16 protein-coding genes are annotated in these 14,386 nt (G+C 69.3%); 9 read left to right on the top strand and 7 right to left on the bottom strand.

Annotated elements, in window-relative coordinates; genetic code table 11:
- Together P3W75_RS03680 and P3W75_RS03675 are read left to right on the top strand one after the other, a co-directional pair.
- Positions 1 to 644 (top strand): FecR family protein (locus P3W75_RS03680; RefSeq protein WP_276226015.1); only part of this gene is annotated, 644 nt, incomplete at its 5' end.
- Between the two features lie 249 nt (positions 645 to 893).
- The gene (locus P3W75_RS03675) at positions 894 to 3,281 is read left to right on the top strand and encodes a TonB-dependent receptor (RefSeq protein WP_276226014.1); all 2,388 of its coding nucleotides are present in this window, start codon (positions 894 to 896) and stop codon (positions 3,279 to 3,281) included.
- Between the two features lie 7 nt (positions 3,282 to 3,288).
- Here P3W75_RS03675 and P3W75_RS03670 read toward each other — a convergent pair whose 3' ends face one another.
- On the bottom strand, positions 3,289 to 3,603 hold the full coding sequence (locus P3W75_RS03670) for an antibiotic biosynthesis monooxygenase family protein (RefSeq protein ID WP_276226013.1): 315 nt from the start codon (positions 3,601 to 3,603) through the stop codon (positions 3,289 to 3,291).
- 303 nt (positions 3,604 to 3,906) lie between these two features.
- Between P3W75_RS03670 and P3W75_RS03665 the strand changes: the two genes are divergently transcribed.
- Complete coding sequence (locus tag P3W75_RS03665) at positions 3,907 to 4,842, top strand: AraC family transcriptional regulator (RefSeq protein ID WP_276226012.1); 936 nt, start codon at positions 3,907 to 3,909, stop codon at positions 4,840 to 4,842.
- 161 nt (positions 4,843 to 5,003) lie between these two features.
- Here P3W75_RS03665 and gloA2 read toward each other — a convergent pair whose 3' ends face one another.
- The gene (gloA2, locus tag P3W75_RS03660; RefSeq protein ID WP_276226011.1) at positions 5,004 to 5,390 is read right to left on the bottom strand and encodes an SMU1112c/YaeR family gloxylase I-like metalloprotein; all 387 of its coding nucleotides are present in this window, start codon (positions 5,388 to 5,390) and stop codon (positions 5,004 to 5,006) included.
- 178 nt (positions 5,391 to 5,568) lie between these two features.
- Here gloA2 and P3W75_RS03655 point away from each other — a divergent pair, with 178 nt between their 5' ends.
- Entirely contained in the window at positions 5,569 to 7,047 is a 1,479-nt protein-coding gene (locus tag P3W75_RS03655; protein WP_276226010.1) for a YdgA family protein, read from the top strand.
- Between the two features lie 61 nt (positions 7,048 to 7,108).
- Here the strand turns inward: P3W75_RS03655 and trpA are convergent, their stop codons facing one another.
- Together trpA and trpB are read right to left on the bottom strand one after the other, a co-directional pair.
- On the bottom strand, positions 7,109 to 7,915 hold the full coding sequence (trpA, locus tag P3W75_RS03650; RefSeq protein ID WP_276226009.1) for a tryptophan synthase subunit alpha: 807 nt from the start codon (positions 7,913 to 7,915) through the stop codon (positions 7,109 to 7,111).
- On the bottom strand, positions 7,912 to 9,120 hold the full coding sequence (trpB, locus tag P3W75_RS03645; protein WP_276226008.1) for a tryptophan synthase subunit beta: 1,209 nt from the start codon (positions 9,118 to 9,120) through the stop codon (positions 7,912 to 7,914). Before trpB ends, trpA begins: the two co-directional genes overlap by 4 nt.
- Positions 9,121 to 9,276: 156 nt before the next feature.
- Here trpB and P3W75_RS03640 point away from each other — a divergent pair, with 156 nt between their 5' ends.
- The 4 genes from P3W75_RS03640 (at position 9,277) to P3W75_RS03625 (ending at position 11,187) form a co-directional block, all read left to right on the top strand.
- Positions 9,277 to 10,170, top strand: a complete 894-nt coding sequence (locus tag P3W75_RS03640; RefSeq protein WP_276226007.1) for a LysR family transcriptional regulator — start codon at positions 9,277 to 9,279, stop codon at positions 10,168 to 10,170.
- A 96-nt stretch (positions 10,171 to 10,266) separates the two neighbouring features.
- Positions 10,267 to 10,482, top strand: coding sequence for a dodecin (locus P3W75_RS03635; RefSeq protein WP_276226006.1), 216 nt, complete (start codon positions 10,267 to 10,269; stop codon positions 10,480 to 10,482).
- Positions 10,483 to 10,606: 124 nt separating this feature from the next.
- On the top strand, positions 10,607 to 10,825 hold the full coding sequence (locus P3W75_RS03630) for a DUF1161 domain-containing protein (RefSeq protein ID WP_276226005.1): 219 nt from the start codon (positions 10,607 to 10,609) through the stop codon (positions 10,823 to 10,825).
- Positions 10,826 to 10,953: 128 nt separating this feature from the next.
- Positions 10,954 to 11,187: a DUF1161 domain-containing protein gene (locus P3W75_RS03625; protein ID WP_276226016.1), complete on the top strand. Its 234-nt coding sequence runs from the start codon at positions 10,954 to 10,956 to the stop codon at positions 11,185 to 11,187.
- A gap of 10 nt (positions 11,188 to 11,197) precedes the next feature.
- On the opposite strand, the gene P3W75_RS03620 is transcribed toward P3W75_RS03625, so the two are convergent.
- On the bottom strand, positions 11,198 to 11,629 hold the full coding sequence (locus P3W75_RS03620; protein ID WP_276226004.1) for a hypothetical protein: 432 nt from the start codon (positions 11,627 to 11,629) through the stop codon (positions 11,198 to 11,200).
- A 53-nt stretch (positions 11,630 to 11,682) separates the two neighbouring features.
- Positions 11,683 to 12,108, bottom strand: a complete 426-nt coding sequence (locus tag P3W75_RS03615; protein ID WP_276226003.1) for a hypothetical protein — start codon at positions 12,106 to 12,108, stop codon at positions 11,683 to 11,685.
- 67 nt (positions 12,109 to 12,175) lie between these two features.
- On the opposite strand from P3W75_RS03615, the gene P3W75_RS03610 reads away from it, so the two are divergent.
- A complete protein-coding gene (locus P3W75_RS03610) occupies positions 12,176 to 13,264 on the top strand; it encodes an aminopeptidase (protein WP_276226002.1) in 1,089 nt (362 codons plus the stop codon).
- A 144-nt stretch (positions 13,265 to 13,408) separates the two neighbouring features.
- Here the strand turns inward: P3W75_RS03610 and P3W75_RS03605 are convergent.
- On the bottom strand, positions 13,409 to 14,386 hold a 978-nt coding region (locus P3W75_RS03605), incomplete at its 5' end, for a 3-hydroxyacyl-CoA dehydrogenase family protein (protein WP_276226001.1).

Below are 14,386 nucleotides of genomic sequence, written 5' to 3'. Positions count from 1 at the left end.
TTTACGCCGATTACGCCACCGCCACCGGCGAGCGCCGGCTGGTCGAGCTGGAAGACGGCAGCAAGGTCTGGCTGAACAGCGCCAGCGCGCTGTCCGTGGATTTCAGCGCCAACCGCCGGGACCTGCGCCTGTACGGCGGTGAGGCGCTGTTCGAAGTGGCCAAGGACGCGCAGCGGCCGTTCGTGGTGCACGCGGGCAATGGTGAAGTGACCGCCGTCGGCACGCGCTTCGACGTCGACAGCCGCGGCCCGGAAGTGCAGGTCGCGGTGAGCGAAGGCGTGGTCCGGGTGGACGCCGCCGGCAGCCCGGCGGTGCGCCTGGCCGCCGGCGAGCGCCTGGCCTATCGCGGCGAGTCCGCGCCGGGCCCGGTGCAGCCTTTGGACCTGGACAGCGCCAGCGCCTGGCAGCGCGGCAAGCTGATCTTCAACCAGCGCCCGCTCGGCGAGGTGCTGGCGGAACTGGAGCGCTACCTGCCGGGGCGCATCCTGCTCACCGACGCCGCGTTGCGCCGGCACAAGGTCAGCGGCGTGTTCGACCTCGACGACCCGGCGGCGCTGCTGCAGACCCTGGAGCGCCTGCAGCCGGTGCGGGTGACGCGGTTGCCGTGGCTGGTGGTGGTGAGGCCGGTGGTGAGCGCTTCGTAGTAGCGAGAGGTGTCTACCGGTCGTGTCGGAGCTTGAGGTCACCTCCGTAACCCTCTCCCCAGCCGAGGGTTAGGGAGAGGGAACTCGGCCAAGCCAGCGCTCCACCGTTCCAGGAGTTCCCCCTTCTTCCCGCAAATGAAAATATTTTCCATTTCCCACTGCAAGGTCGGCCAGGTCGTTTCGTCGTAGGCATGAACGCGAAGAATTCCCAATAACGCGCCCCTGCCACACAAGAACGGAAACCACCGCATGCATCATCGCTTCTCCCCGCTGTACCGCGCCCTGGCGCTCGCCACCCTGCTCGGTGGCGCCAGCCCGCTGGCCCAGGCCGCCGAGAACGCCGACGTCGAGCTGCACATCGCGCCGCGCAGCCTGGACAGCGCCCTGACCCAGTTCGCCGACCAGGCCGGGCTGCACCTGCTGTTCAACTCCGAGGACGTCCAGGGCCTGAGCAGCCCCGGCCTCGACGGCCGCTACAGCCGCGAGGAAGCGTTGAACAAGCTGCTTTCCGGCAGCGGCATGAGCTGGAGCTTCAGCGACGAGCGCACCGTGCTGCTGCAGCGCGACAAGGGCGCGCGGGGCGAGCCGCTGAGCATGGCGCCGACGCAGATCAGCGTGGCCGCGCGCACCCCCACCGACATCAGCTCGATTCCCGGCACCGTCTGGGTGGTCGAGCAGACCCAGCTGCGCGAACAGCTGGACACTGGCGTCAGCCTCAAGGAAGCGGTGGGCAAGCTGGTGCCCGGCCTCGACCTGGCGCCCGAGGGGCGCACCAACTATGGCCAGAACATGCGCGGGCGCAACGTGCTGGTGATGATCGATGGGGTCAGCCAGAACAGCTCGCGGGGCCTGTCGCGGCAGTTCGACAGCATCTCGCCGTTCAACGTCGAGCGCATCGAAGTGCTGTCCGGCGCCAGCGCCATCTACGGCGGCGGCGCCACCGGCGGGATCATCAACATCATCACCAAGAAAGGCGCGGCCGGCGGCGCCCGTTTCGAAAGCCAGCTCGGCGCCAGCAGCGGCTTCAACAACAGCGACGACCTCTCCACCCGCCTGGCGCAATCGGTCAGCGGCGGCACCGACAGCCTGAACGGCCGCCTGGGGGTTTCCGCCGAGAAGAACGAAGCCTTCTACGACGGCGCCGGCAACCAGATCTTCATCGACAACACCCAGACCGACCTGCAGTACAACCGCACCGTCGACGTGATGGGCAACCTCACCGCGCAGTTCAGCGACGAGCAGAGCCTCGACCTGCTGGCCCAGTACTACGACTCGGGCAACGACGGCAGCACCGGCATCTACTTTCCCAACCTGAACTACAAGGCGCCCTCGGACCTGAACGACGCGCAGATCCGCAGCGGCCTGGACACCGACCTGGAGCCGCAGACCCGGCGCGTGCTGCTCAACGCCAACTACCACCACGCCGACCTGCTGGACCAGGACTTCTACCTGCAGGCCTACTACCGCAAGGAAGACGACAACTTCTACCCCTTCCCCTACTACAACGCCGGCAAGCCGGCCGGGGTCAACGGCGTGTACTTCGCCGCCTCGCAGCAGAACTTCGAGGTCAGCGGCCTCAAGGGCCTGTTCAGCAAGCAGTGGGACGCGTTCAAGTTCACCTACGGCGTGGACCTCGACCACGAGCGCTTCAACGCCGAGCAGAAGACCTTCGACCAGCGCACCTCCTCGGAAAGCGGCGGCCTCGACCTGGAAACCGCCAGCAGTGCGCCGCGCTACCCCAGCTACGTGGTCGACGGCCTGTCATTCTATGGCCAGCTGGACTACAAGCTGACCGACAATCTGACCCTCTCCGGCGGCGCCCGCCACCAGAAGATGGACGTCGAGGTCGACGACTTCAAAGGCGTGCCCGGCGGCAGCAACGACTACCAGGTCAACCTGTTCAACCTCGGCGCGATCTACGACTTCAAGAACGGCCACCAGCTGTGGAGCAACTACAGCGAGGGCTTCGACCTGCCCGACCCGGCCAAGTACTACGGCAAGGCCGGGCTGTCGGTGGACGACAACCCGCTGGCCGGCATCAAGAGCCGCCAGGTCGAGCTGGGCTGGCGCTACGCGGACATGAACTGGCAGGCGCAGACCGCCGTGTACTACATCTGGTCGGACAAGGTGATCAGCGTCGACCAGGCCACCCTGACCATCGACGTCAACGACCAGAAGAGCCGCGATTACGGTTTCGAGGGCGCGCTGACCCGCTACTTCGACAGCGGCTGGCAGGGCGGCACCACGCTGCACCTGGTGCGTTCGGAAGAAGAGGACGCCGACGGCGGCTGGATCAAGCGCGACGCGCGCTACGCTTCGCTGTCCAAGGCCACCGCCTTCGTCGGCTGGAACGATGAGTTGAACAGCGCGCGCCTGCAGGCCAACCACGCCATGAGCCTGAAGGACGACGCCGATCACGAGATCGACGGCTACACGACCTTCGACTTGATGGGGGAACGCAAGACCGGTTTCGGCACCTTCAGCGCGGGTGTGCAGAACCTGCTGGACCGCGAATACAGCACCGTCTGGGGGCAGCGCGCGGCGCTGTTCTATTCGCCGACCTACGGGCCGGCCTATCTGTACGACTACCAGGGCCGCGGGCGGACCTTCACCCTGGGCTGGCGCCTGGAGTATTGAGGGTGGATCAGGCCGCGCGGGACTCCTCGCGCGGCTGTTCCAGGTGGGCGTGCAGGCTCAGGGCGTGATGCTGGAGGATTTCCCCCAGCAGTTGTTGCAGTGGCAGTTCCAGGTACGCGTGCAGGCTGTCGGCGTCGGCCCAGCGGCCACGCAGGCGCCAGAAGTCGCTGCGGGTGGCCGGCAGCAGCACCTCGTAGGACTGGCAGCCGGGCAGCTGGTGCGCGGCGCTGATCAGGTGGTCCAGCAATTCCGCCAGGGCGGCCTCATGGCCAGGGCGGGACTGGATCAGCAGGTGGTGTTCGAAGGGTTGTCGAATGCCCATGTGAGATCTCCTCCTGTCCCGGGCGCAACGGGGATTCGCCCGGTTGTGCCAGAGTAGGGGCCGGGGCGCTTCCGGTGGTAGACGGATGCTGTTCACTTCTTGCCTGATCCTGCGCCTTTGTGCGCACCTTGCCCGAAACCGCCCGTTTCGGCCCCGCCCCCTGACGATAGGGGCTTTCCCCGGCGCCCGGCTTGTACGATCCTGCCGATTGCTTGCCCGATCCTCCAGCGCGCGCCTGCCTGTCATACTTCCTCCGGGCGCCGGGCGTAAGCTGGACGCCGCCACTCTCGGAGGCCCCCTCGCATGCCGCAGCCCCACGATTCCATCGCCGCCAGCCGCCAGGAACTGGCCGACATCATCGACCGCCACTGCAACCGCGCCGCCGGTATCCATGAAACCGCCATCGACTCGCTGTCGCTGGCGCGCCTGGAGCAACCCAGCGAAGGCCGCATGCCGACCCTGTACCGCCCGGCGCTGTGCGTGATCGCCCAGGGCAGCAAGGAAATCCGCGTCGGTCCGGAAATCTACCGCTACGACGAGCTGAACCTGCTGGTGGTCTCGGTAACCCTGCCGGTGTGCGGCCAGGTGGTCGAGGCCTCGGCGGACAAACCCTACCTGTCGCTGCGCCTGGATATCGACCCGGGCGAGCTGACCCGGCTGATCGCCGACGCCGGCCTGGCCGGCGCCGCGCCGCGTCCGGCCGGACGCGGCATCTACCTGCAGCGCCTGGACAGCACGGTGCTCGACGCCCTGCTACGGCTGATGCGCCTGCTCGACAGCCCGCGCGACATTCCCATGCTGGCGCCGCTGTTCGTCCGCGAAATCCTCTACCGCCTGCTGCGCGGGCCCCAGGGCCACCTGCTGCACGACCTGGCGATGACCGACAGCCAGACCCACCGGGTGACCCGCGCCATCGAATGGCTCAACCGCAACTTCGACAAGGCCCTGCGCATCGACGACCTGGCCCGCGAGGTGAACCTCAGCGCCTCCACCCTGCACCACCGCTTCAAGGAGGTGACCGCGCTCAGCCCGCTGCAGTACCAGAAGCAGCTGAGGCTGCAGGAGGCGCGCCGGCTGATGCTCTCCGAGGGCCTGGAGGTGGCGGTGGCCGGGCACCGCGTGGGCTACGAGAGCCCGTCGCAGTTCAGCCGCGAATACAGCCGCCTGTTCGGCGCCCCGCCGCTGCGCGACCTGGCCAGCCTGCGCAACGCGCTGGGCGACGCGGCGATGCCGGCCTGACGCTCACGGCGGATGAAGCGTTCCGCTTCATTCGCCCTACACGGACGCCCGCCGGGAACGTAGGGCGCATAACCGTTCGCGGTTATCCGCCGCCTGAGCGTCGCGCCATGGCGATGGGTATCGCTTCGCTCAACGCCATCCTACGGGCGGATGAAGGTCCATCAGCGCTCGTAGAGCTCCAGCGGCAGCTCGTCCGGGTCGGCGAAGAAGGTGAAGCGCTTGTCGGTCAGCTCGTCGCGGCGGATCGCTTCGCAGCGCACGCCGTGGCGCTGCAGGTGGGCCACGGCGGCGTCCAGGTCGTCCACGGCGAAGGCCAGGTGGCGCAGGCCCTGGGCCTCCGGGTAGGACGGCCGGGGCGGGGCGCCGGGGAAGGAGAACAGCTCCAGCTGCGCTTCGCCCAGGGCCAGGTCGAGCTTCCAGGAATCGCGTTCGGCGCGGTAGGTCTCGGCGATCACCCGCAGGCCCAGCACTTCGGTGTAGAAGCGCTTCGAACGCGGGTAGTCGGAGCAGATCAGGGCGACGTGGTGGAGGCTGTGCAGGAGCGGCATAGGCGGGACCGGGGTTGGCGCGGGTCTTCCATCCTGCCAGCTGGCGGCGCCAGGTCAACCGCCGGTCGGACGAAGCGCTGGAGCGGCTCCGGGGCGCCTGTTAGAGTTCCGCCCGCCAACCACCCCAATAACGGTCGACAGGATGTCTCCCGTACGGCCGATCACGAAAGGAAGCAGCATGAACAAGACCGCCCTGGCCGTCGCCATTCCCCTCGCCGTCGTCGGCCTTGCCGTGGCCGGCGCCTGGTACACCGGCACCCGCGTCGAGCAGGAAGTGAACCGCAGCCTCGCCGAGGCCAACACGCGCATGAAGGAACTGGCGCCCGATGCCGGGATTTCCTTCAGCCTGCTGGGTATCGAGCGTGGCCTGTTCTCCAGCACCGCGCGCTACCAGGTCAACCTGGCCGACGACAAGGGCGGCGCGCCGCGCACCCTGGTCATCGCCGACCGCCTCGAACACGGCCCCTTCCCGCCCGCGCGGCTGGCCCGTGGTGAGCTCGCGCCGGTCATGGCGCAGAGCCATTTCAGCCTGGAGCAGACGCCCCTCACCCAGCCGTGGTTCGCCGCCACCGCCGGACAGGTGCCGCTCAGCGGCGAGCTGACCATCGGCTACGACCGCAGCCAGACCGGCGAGCTGAACCTGGCCGCGCTGAACTACAGCGCGCGCAACGACGTCCTGCGCCTGTCGCCGGCGCGCCTGGCCTTCGCCCTGTCCCCGGACAGCACAGACATGAAGGTCGCCGCGCAGCTCGACGAGCTGGACCTGACCACCCTCGACCCCGAATCCGCCAAGCCGGTGCGCATCGAACTGCGCGGCATCGCGCTGGCCGTGCGGAAGCTGGAGATGGCCACCGGTTTCGCCACCGGCCCCGGCAGCATCAAGGCCCGGAGCTTCGCCGTGCAGACCGAAGGCGCCCCTCGCGTGGTGCTGCAGGACGTAGAGGTGGAGGAGGCGCTGAACAAGGGCGCCAAGGGCCTCGACCAGACCGTCAGCTACCGCATCGGCAAGCTCGGCGTGGCCGACCACGACATCGGCAGCCTGACCCTGGCGCTGAGCGCCCGCGACCTCGACGAGGCCGCGCTCAAGCAACTGTCCGACACCTACAACCAGGTCGCCCTGGCCAACCTGAACAGCGCCGACCCGCTTAGCGCGCAACTGACCCCGGTGCAGCAGACCGAGCTGCAGGCCCGGGCCATGCGCCTGCTGGAAGGCGCGCCGAAACTGGCGCTGGACGAGCTGTCGCTGCGCACCGCCCATGGCGAGGCGCGCATGAACCTGGCGCTGGACCTGCGCAAGCCGCAGGGCGCCGTCGCCGACCCGACCCTGCTGGCCGCGCAGATGCTCGCCGGGCTCAAGGCCGAGGTGAAGGTCGACAAGCCGCTGATCGGCGACCTGGTGGCGCTCAAGGCCAGCCTCGATGGCGGCCAGCTCGACGCGGTGGCGCTGAAGCAGGAGTCCGACGCCGCCAGCGACCTGTTCAGCGGCATGGCGCTGAACTCGAAATGGGCGCGCCTGGAAGGCAACAGCCTGGTCAGCCGCCTGAGCTACGCCGACGCCATGGTGAACTTCAACGGCCAGGCGATGAGCGTGCAGGACTTCCTCGCCTTCGCGCTGGGTTCGGCCCAGGGCCTGGGGCTGTCGCAAGCGGCGGAATAAGCGCCGGCCAGTAACGCAAAAGGCGACCCGAGGGTCGCCTTTTTCGTGCGTGGCGCGAGGCTCAGCGAGCGTTGCGCACGCCCTCGGCCAACTGCCGGCACAGGCCCAGCACGCCCTGCACGGCGTCGGCGGAGCTGCCGGCGTCGGCGATCTTGTCGATCAGCGCCGAACCCACCACCACGCCGTCGGCCAGGCGCGCGATGTTCGCCGCGTGTTCCGGGGTGCGGATGCCGAAGCCGATGGATACCGGCAGGTCGGTGTGGCGGCGCAGGCGCGCCACGGCTTCCTCGACGTGGTCCAGGGTTGCCGCGCCGGCGCCGGTCACGCCGGCCACCGAGACGTAGTAGACGAAGCCCGAGCTGCCTTCGAGCACGGTCGGCAGGCGCTTGTCGTCGGTGGTCGGGGTGGTCAGGCGGATGAAGTCGATGCCCGCGGCCTGGGCCGGGTGACAGAGGTCTTCGTTGTGCTCCGGCGGCAGGTCGACCACGATCAGGCCGTCGACGCCGGCTTCCTTGGCGTCGGCGATGAACTTGTCCACGCCGTAGTAGTGGATGGGGTTGAAGTAGCCCATCAGCACCAGCGGGGTGGTGTCGTTGCCGGCGCGGAATTCGCGGACCATCTTCAGCGTCTTGGCCAGGTTCTGGCCGTTGCCCAGGGCGCGGATGTTGGCCAGCTGGATCGCCGGGCCGTCGGCCATCGGGTCGGTGAACGGCATGCCCAGCTCGATCACGTCGGCGCCGGCTTCGGGCAGGCCCTTGAGGATGTCCAGCGAGGTGGAGTAGCCCGGGTCGCCGGCGGTGATGAAGGTCACCAGGGCGGCGCGGTTCTGCTGCTTGAGTTCGGCGAAGCGGGTCTGCAGGCGGCTCATGCTTGCTGCTCCTGTTGCATGTGGTGCATGACGGTCTGCATGTCCTTGTCGCCACGACCGGACAGGTTCACCACCATGATGTGGTCCTTGGGCAGGTTCGGCGCGCGCTTGAACACTTCGGCCAGGGCGTGGGAGGACTCCAGCGCCGGGATGATGCCTTCCAGGCGGCAGCACTGGTGGAACGCCTCAAGGGCTTCGTGATCGGTGATCGAGGTGTACTCGACGCGGCCGATGTCGTGCAGCCAGGCGTGTTCCGGGCCGATGCCGGGGTAGTCGAGGCCGGCGGAGATCGAGTGGGCGTCGATGATCTGGCCGTCCTCGTCCTGCAGCAGGAAGGTGCGGTTGCCGTGCAGCACGCCGGGCACGCCGCCGTTCAGGCTGGCCGCGTGCTTGCCGGTCTCGATGCCGTGGCCGGCCGCTTCGACGCCGATGATCTTCACGCTGGCGTCGTCGAGGAACGGGTGGAACAGGCCCATGGCGTTGGAGCCGCCGCCGATGCAGGCGACCAGCGAGTCGGGCAGGCGCCCTTCCTTCTCGGCCAGCTGCTCGCGGGTTTCCTTGCCGATCACCGCCTGGAAGTCGCGGACCATTTCCGGGTAGGGGTGCGGGCCGGCGACGGTGCCGATCAGGTAGAAGGTGTTGTGGACGTTGGTCACCCAGTCGCGCAGGGCTTCGTTCATCGCGTCCTTCAGGGTGCCGGTGCCGGAGACCACCGGGATCACCTCGGCGCCCAGCAGCTTCATGCGGAACACGTTGGCCTGCTGGCGATCGATGTCGGTGGTGCCCATGAAGATCACGCATTCCATGCCGAAGCGCGCGGCCACGGTGGCGGTGGCCACGCCGTGCATGCCGGCGCCGGTCTCGGCGATGATGCGTTTCTTGCCCATGCGCTTGGCCAGGAGGATCTGGCCGATGCAGTTGTTGATCTTGTGCGCGCCGGTGTGGTTCAGCTCTTCGCGCTTGAGGTAGATCTTCGCCCCGCCGCAGTGCTCGGTCAGGCGCTCGGCGAAGTACAGCGGGCTCGGGCGGCCGACGTAGTCGCGCTGGAAGTAGGCCAGTTCCTCGATGAACGCCGGATCGTCCTTGGCCTTCTCGTATTCGCGGGCCAGGTCGTGGATCAGCGGCATCAGGGTCTCGGCGACGTACTGGCCGCCGAACTGGCCGAACAGGCCCTTGGCGTCGGGACCGTTGCGCAGGGTGGACATGGGAAGGCTCCTCTGGTGTCGGGGCAGGCGCGCCTGGGGCGCGGTCGCGGGCGGTGGCCCGCTCCTGGAACATGTGCCGAGGATACGACTGCCGGGCGGCCGGGAAAAGCGATAAGATCGCCTCGACATGTCAGGAAAACTCACAGGTTGAATGCCATGAGCCGTGACCTTCCCCCGCTCAACGCCCTGCGCGCCTTCGATGCCGTGGCCCGGCTGGGCAGCGTCAGCCTGGCGGCGGCCGAGCTGCACGTCACCCACGGCGCCGTGAGCCGGCAGCTGCGGCAGCTGGAGGAGGACCTCGGGGTCGCCCTGCTGGGCAAGGAGGGGCGCGGCGTAAAACTCACCGATTCCGGGCGTCGCCTGGCCGAGGTCGCGGGCGACGGCTTCGAGCGCCTGCGGCGGGTCTGCGCCGAGCTGCGCCAGGCCGGCGGCGACGCGCCCTTCGTGCTCGGCTGCCCCGGCAGCCTGCTCGCCCGCTGGTTCATCCCGCGCCTGGACCGCCTCAACCGCGAGCTGCCGGACCTGCGCCTGCAACTCTCCGCCAGCGAGGGCGAGCAGGACCCCCGTCGCGGCGGCGTCGACGCCACCCTGCTGTTCGCCGAACCGCCGTGGCCGGCGGACATGCGCGTGTTCGAACTGGCGGTGGAACGCATCGGCCCGGTGCTCAGCCCGCGCCATGCGCGCTACGCCGAGCTGCGCGAAGCGGGGCCACGGGCCTTGCTCGGCGAGGCGCTGCTGCACACCACCTCGCGGCCCCAGGCCTGGCCGCAATGGGCGTTGACGGCCGGCCTGGAGGCGCGCCAGCTGCGCCTGGGGCAGGGCTTCGAGCACCTCTACTACCTGCTGGAAGCGGCGGTGGCCGGCCTCGGCGTGGCCATCGCGCCACAGGCGCTGGTGGCCGACGACCTCGCCGCCGGCCGCCTGGCCGCGCCCTGGGGCTTCGTCGAGACCCGCGCGCGGCTGGCGCTGTGGGTGCCGGCGCGTGGCCTCGACCCGCGCGCCGAGCGCCTGGCGGCCTGGTTGCAGGGCGAACTGGCCGCCGCCGGCTGAGCGCTGGCGGCAATTTGCTGCACCTGCCGGGCTCGGCTAGTGTCCTAGAAGGACATTCACTCACCGCGCGCCCTGCGGCGCACCTGGAAGCAGCCCATGTCGAACCATCACACCTACAAGAAGGTCGAGCTGGTCGGCTCGTCCCGCACCAGCATCGAAGACGCCATCAACAACGCCATCGCCGAGGCCGCCAAGAGCCTGAAGAACCTCGAGTGGTTCGAGGTGGTGGACACCCGCGGGCACATCGAGAACGGTGCCGTGGGGCACTACCAGGTGACCCTCAAGGTCGGCTTCCGGATCGCCGACAGCTGATCCGCCTTGCGCCAGCGCGCGCCCGCGGGCCGGGGTGCCGGTGGCTTTCGGGACCGCCCTCGGCGGTCGTTTCCACGGGCCCTGCGGGGCCTTCGTCCAGTCGTCAAGCGAAGGAGCGTCACCCATGAAGAAACTGCTGTTGGCCGTGGGCCTGCTGGCCATGGCGGGAAGCGCGCTGGCCGCCGGCAAGCCGTGCGAGGCGTTGAAGTCGGAGATCGACGCCAAGATCAAGGCCAAGGGCGCCTCGGGCTACACCCTGGAGGTCGTCGACAAGGGCGCCGGCGGCAAGGTGGTCGGCACCTGCGAAGGCGGGAGCAAGGAGATCGTCTATTCGCGGCACTGATTTCGCCGCGGGACCGCAGAGGGGCGCCAGTGGCGCCCCTTTTCGTTGATGGCACTCTGTCGCCGCCGCGCTGTCTCTCGTTAGGATAGGCCGCCCCGTGGTGGGGCTGACGAGGGAATGCCATGACCATGAGCAAATTCGCCGTGCTGCTGCTGGCACTGGCCTGCGCGGGCGCCGCCCAGGCGAAAACCAAGCCGTGCGAGGAACTCAAGGCGGAGATCGAGACCAAGATCCAGTCCGCCGGGGTGACCTCCTACACCCTGGAGATAGTCGCCAGCGCCGACGTGAAGGACCCCAACATGGTGGTCGGCAGCTGCGAGGGCGGCACGCGCAAGATCATCTACCAGAAGAACGACGACTGAGCCGCGCGGCTCAGAACAGGTTGCAGTTCATCGCGCCCTGGAAGTCGGTTCTGGCCACCAGCTGGCCGTTGGCGTCGGTGAGCAGGGCCAGGGCCTTGCGCAGCTGCGGGCGCAGCTCCAGGCGGTAGCGCTGGCCGGGGGCGAAGTGCTCGTAGGTGATCCACACGCGACAGGTGATCTGCGAGGTGTCGTCGCTCATCGCCAGGCCGCCGCCGCCACCCGGGATGTCGTACTGGAAGCGCACTTCCAGCTCGTGCTTGCCGGCCGGCACCTGGAAGAAGCGGCCGTCGCGCAGCACTTCGCCGTCCAGGCGCTGGGCCGTGACGCTGTTGGCCGGCTGGGTGTAGAGGTCGACCCAGGCCAGCTGCGGGTCGTGCGCCGGCAGTGGGCCGGCGCAGGCGCCCAGCAGGGCCAGGGGAAGCAGCAGTGCAAGTGTGCGCATGACGGCGTCGCTCGGAGCGGAGGGTGCCTCCAGCATACGCCTCGGCGCGCCCGTCAGCTCTTCGCGCAACGCCCGGTGCGGCCCCGCGCGACTTCGTTGGCCTGTTCGTCGTAGAGCCGCGCCCAGGGGTAGAAGCCGATGCTGCCGGTCTCCAGGCGGTAACGCTGGCCGGCGCTGAAGTCCTTGTAGGTCAGGCTCAGCTGGCAGTCGCGCCAGAGCGACTCGGAAACCGCTGCCCCGGAGCCGATGTCCTGCGGCGCGACCTGGAACTGGTAGCGCAGGTGCAACTCGTGCTGGCCGGGGTCGACCTCGAAGTAGCGGCTGCTGTCCCAGGGCTGGCCGTCGACGCCGGTGGCGGCGAGGTCGCTGTGGTCGTTGGTGTCCAGGTCGATCCAGGCACGGTTCGGGTCGGGTTGGGGCAGGATCAGCGAGCAGCCGCTCAGGGCTAGCAGGCCGGCGGCGACGAGCAGCGGGCGCATGGACACACTCCAGTCAGTCTTGTTGTGCGGGCGGCGGCGGTTCGGGGCCTGTGCTAAGGTGCCGCGCATGCCCGCCCGCCTGTGTACTGCGATTCTCGACCGCCGATTGCCCCGCTGGGTTCCCTGCCTGGCGCTGTTCCTGCTGGGCGGTTGTTCCACGGTCGGCTATTACGGGCAACTGGGCAGCGGCCAACTCAAGCTGCTGAACGCCCGTGAGCCGGTGGCCGAAGTGGTCGCCGACCCGTCGCGCGACGCGAAACTGCGCGAACGCCTGGCGCTGTCGCAGCAGGCCCGCGAGTACGCCAGCGCCGAGCTGGGCCTGCCGGACAACCGCAGCTACCGCGTGTACAGCGACATCCACCGGCCCTATGTGGTGTGGAACGTGTTCGCCGCGCCGGAATTGTCGCTGCAGCCGCTGACCCACTGCTTCCCCATCGCCGGCTGCGTGGCCTACCGTGGCTTCTACGCCGAGGCCGGCGCCAACGCCGAGGCGAAGCGCCTGCAGGCGCAGGGCTGGGACGTCTTCGTCGGCGGCGTGGAGGCCTACTCCACCCTCGGCTGGTTCGACGACCCGATCATCAGCAGCATGCTGCGCTGGGACGACCAGCGCCTGGCCGAGACCCTCTTCCACGAGCTCGGCCACCAGCGTTACTACCTGCCCGGCGACACCGCCTTCAACGAGTCCTACGCCAGCTTCGTCGAGCAGGAAGGCGGCCGCCGCTGGCGCGCCTCCCGTGGCCTGCCGGCGGAGGACTCCAGCCGCGTGCGCCAGCGCGAAAGCTTCACCCGCCTGGTGCTGGATACCCGCGAGCGCCTGCAGGCGCTCTACGCCAGCCCCGTCGGCGACGAGGCCAAGCGCGCCGGCAAGGCCGCCGAATTCGAGCGCCTGCGCCGCGACTACCGCGAGCTGTGCCGCCGCGAATGGGCCGGCAAGTGCCCCTACGACGCCTGGGTCAACGGCCCGCTGAACAACGCCAAGCTGCTGCCGTTCGGCCTCTACGACCAGTGGGTACCGGCCTTCGCCACGCTGTTCCGCCAGGTCGGCGGCAACTGGCAGGCGTTCTACGCGCGGGTCGAGAAGCTCGGCGCGCTGCCCGCCGCGCAGCGCCAGGCGGCGCTGGAGCAGCTCAAGGACGGGCGTTTCGTGTCCTTCTAGGGCCACCCAAGGGCCTTAATGGCTTGGCTAGTTGCCGTGTACACCCTCCCCGTCACTCCTGCGAACGGGGCGGGTGCGTTTGGTAGGAGCGAGCCATGCCCGCGAATCGCGCGCATGGCGCGCTCCTACGGTGAGGCCACGTCTTCAATCGGCGGCGTCGGGGCTGTGCAGCGGCAGGTCCAGTTGCACTCGGCGGCGCAGCCAGGGGCTTGGCCGGTAGCGCGGTTCGCCGTAGCAGCCCTGCAGGCCCTGGAGGATGGTGAGGATGCGCGCCGCGCCGTAGTGCTCGCCGAGCGCCAGCGGGCCCAGCGGGTAGCCCAGGGCCAGTTGCACCGCGCGGTCGAGGGTGGTCGGGCTGGCGATGCCGCGCTGGGCGATCTCGCAGCCGAGGTTGACGATGCTGGCGATCACCCGCTGGGTGATGAAGCCGGGCGAGTCGTTGATCACTTCCACCACCACCCCGTCGGCGCCCAGGGCCTGCCGGGCCTGGGCCTCCAGGCGCGGGTCGAGGGCCGGCTGGCGCATCAGCACGCGGCGCTTGTCGAGGTCGCCGAAGCTTTCCAGGGCCAGGCTGCGCTCGGCCGGCAGGCCCTGGGCGTCGATGCGCGTGCTGGCGTCCTCGCCCAGCGGGGTGACCAGGCAGATGGCCCGCGCGGACGGCGCGTCGGCGCTTTCCAGCACCACGCCGGCCTGGGTCAGCAGCTGGCCGACGCGGTGGCGCAGCTCCGGGTCCTGGCTGTCCAGCCAGAACGGGCGGTCGAGGGCCACGGGTTCGGGCTGCGGCTGCGCTTCGCGAATCTGCTGGCCGTCCTGGTAGCGGTAGAAGCCTTCGCCGGTCTTGCGCCCGAGCAGGCCGGCGGCCACCCGCTGCGCCGCCAGCGGCGAGGGCAGGTAGCGTGGGTCCTGGTAGAACTGCTGGTAGAGCGACTCCATCACCGCCTGGGAAACGTCCAGCCCGGTCAGGTCGAACAGTTCGAAGGGGCCCATGCGGAAGCCGGCGCCGTCGCGCAGGATGCGGTCGATCTGCTCGGCGCTGGCCACGCCCTCGCCGAGGATGCGCAGGGCCTCGGTGCTGTAGGCGCGGCCGGCGTGGTTGACGATGAAGCCGGGGCTGTCCGGGCT

This window comes from Pseudomonas citronellolis (assembly GCF_029335315.1).
GTDB classification, from domain to species: domain Bacteria; phylum Pseudomonadota; class Gammaproteobacteria; order Pseudomonadales; family Pseudomonadaceae; genus Pseudomonas; species Pseudomonas citronellolis_A.
The sequence above is the reverse complement of the archived record's forward strand: the minus strand, read 5'-3'. Positions and strand labels throughout refer to the sequence as shown.

What these genes read in the sequence shown, in the direction of transcription:
- P3W75_RS03675 (WP_276226014.1), top strand. Translation starts at nt 894, where the DNA reads ATGCATCATCGCTTCTCCCCGCTGTACCGCGCCCTGGCGCTCGCCACC.
- P3W75_RS03670 (WP_276226013.1), bottom strand. Translation starts at nt 3,603, where the DNA reads ATGGGCATTCGACAACCCTTCGAACACCACCTGCTGATCCAGTCCCGC.
- P3W75_RS03665 (WP_276226012.1), top strand. Translation starts at nt 3,907, where the DNA reads ATGCCGCAGCCCCACGATTCCATCGCCGCCAGCCGCCAGGAACTGGCC.
- gloA2 (WP_276226011.1), bottom strand. Translation starts at nt 5,390, where the DNA reads ATGCCGCTCCTGCACAGCCTCCACCACGTCGCCCTGATCTGCTCCGAC.
- P3W75_RS03655 (WP_276226010.1), top strand. Translation starts at nt 5,569, where the DNA reads ATGAACAAGACCGCCCTGGCCGTCGCCATTCCCCTCGCCGTCGTCGGC.
- trpA (WP_276226009.1), bottom strand. Translation starts at nt 7,915, where the DNA reads ATGAGCCGCCTGCAGACCCGCTTCGCCGAACTCAAGCAGCAGAACCGC.
- trpB (WP_276226008.1), bottom strand. Translation starts at nt 9,120, where the DNA reads ATGTCCACCCTGCGCAACGGTCCCGACGCCAAGGGCCTGTTCGGCCAG.
- P3W75_RS03640 (WP_276226007.1), top strand. Translation starts at nt 9,277, where the DNA reads ATGAGCCGTGACCTTCCCCCGCTCAACGCCCTGCGCGCCTTCGATGCC.
- P3W75_RS03635 (WP_276226006.1), top strand. Translation starts at nt 10,267, where the DNA reads ATGTCGAACCATCACACCTACAAGAAGGTCGAGCTGGTCGGCTCGTCC.
- P3W75_RS03630 (WP_276226005.1), top strand. Translation starts at nt 10,607, where the DNA reads ATGAAGAAACTGCTGTTGGCCGTGGGCCTGCTGGCCATGGCGGGAAGC.
- P3W75_RS03625 (WP_276226016.1), top strand. Translation starts at nt 10,954, where the DNA reads ATGAGCAAATTCGCCGTGCTGCTGCTGGCACTGGCCTGCGCGGGCGCC.
- P3W75_RS03620 (WP_276226004.1), bottom strand. Translation starts at nt 11,629, where the DNA reads ATGCGCACACTTGCACTGCTGCTTCCCCTGGCCCTGCTGGGCGCCTGC.
- P3W75_RS03615 (WP_276226003.1), bottom strand. Translation starts at nt 12,108, where the DNA reads ATGCGCCCGCTGCTCGTCGCCGCCGGCCTGCTAGCCCTGAGCGGCTGC.
- P3W75_RS03610 (WP_276226002.1), top strand. Translation starts at nt 12,176, where the DNA reads ATGCCCGCCCGCCTGTGTACTGCGATTCTCGACCGCCGATTGCCCCGC.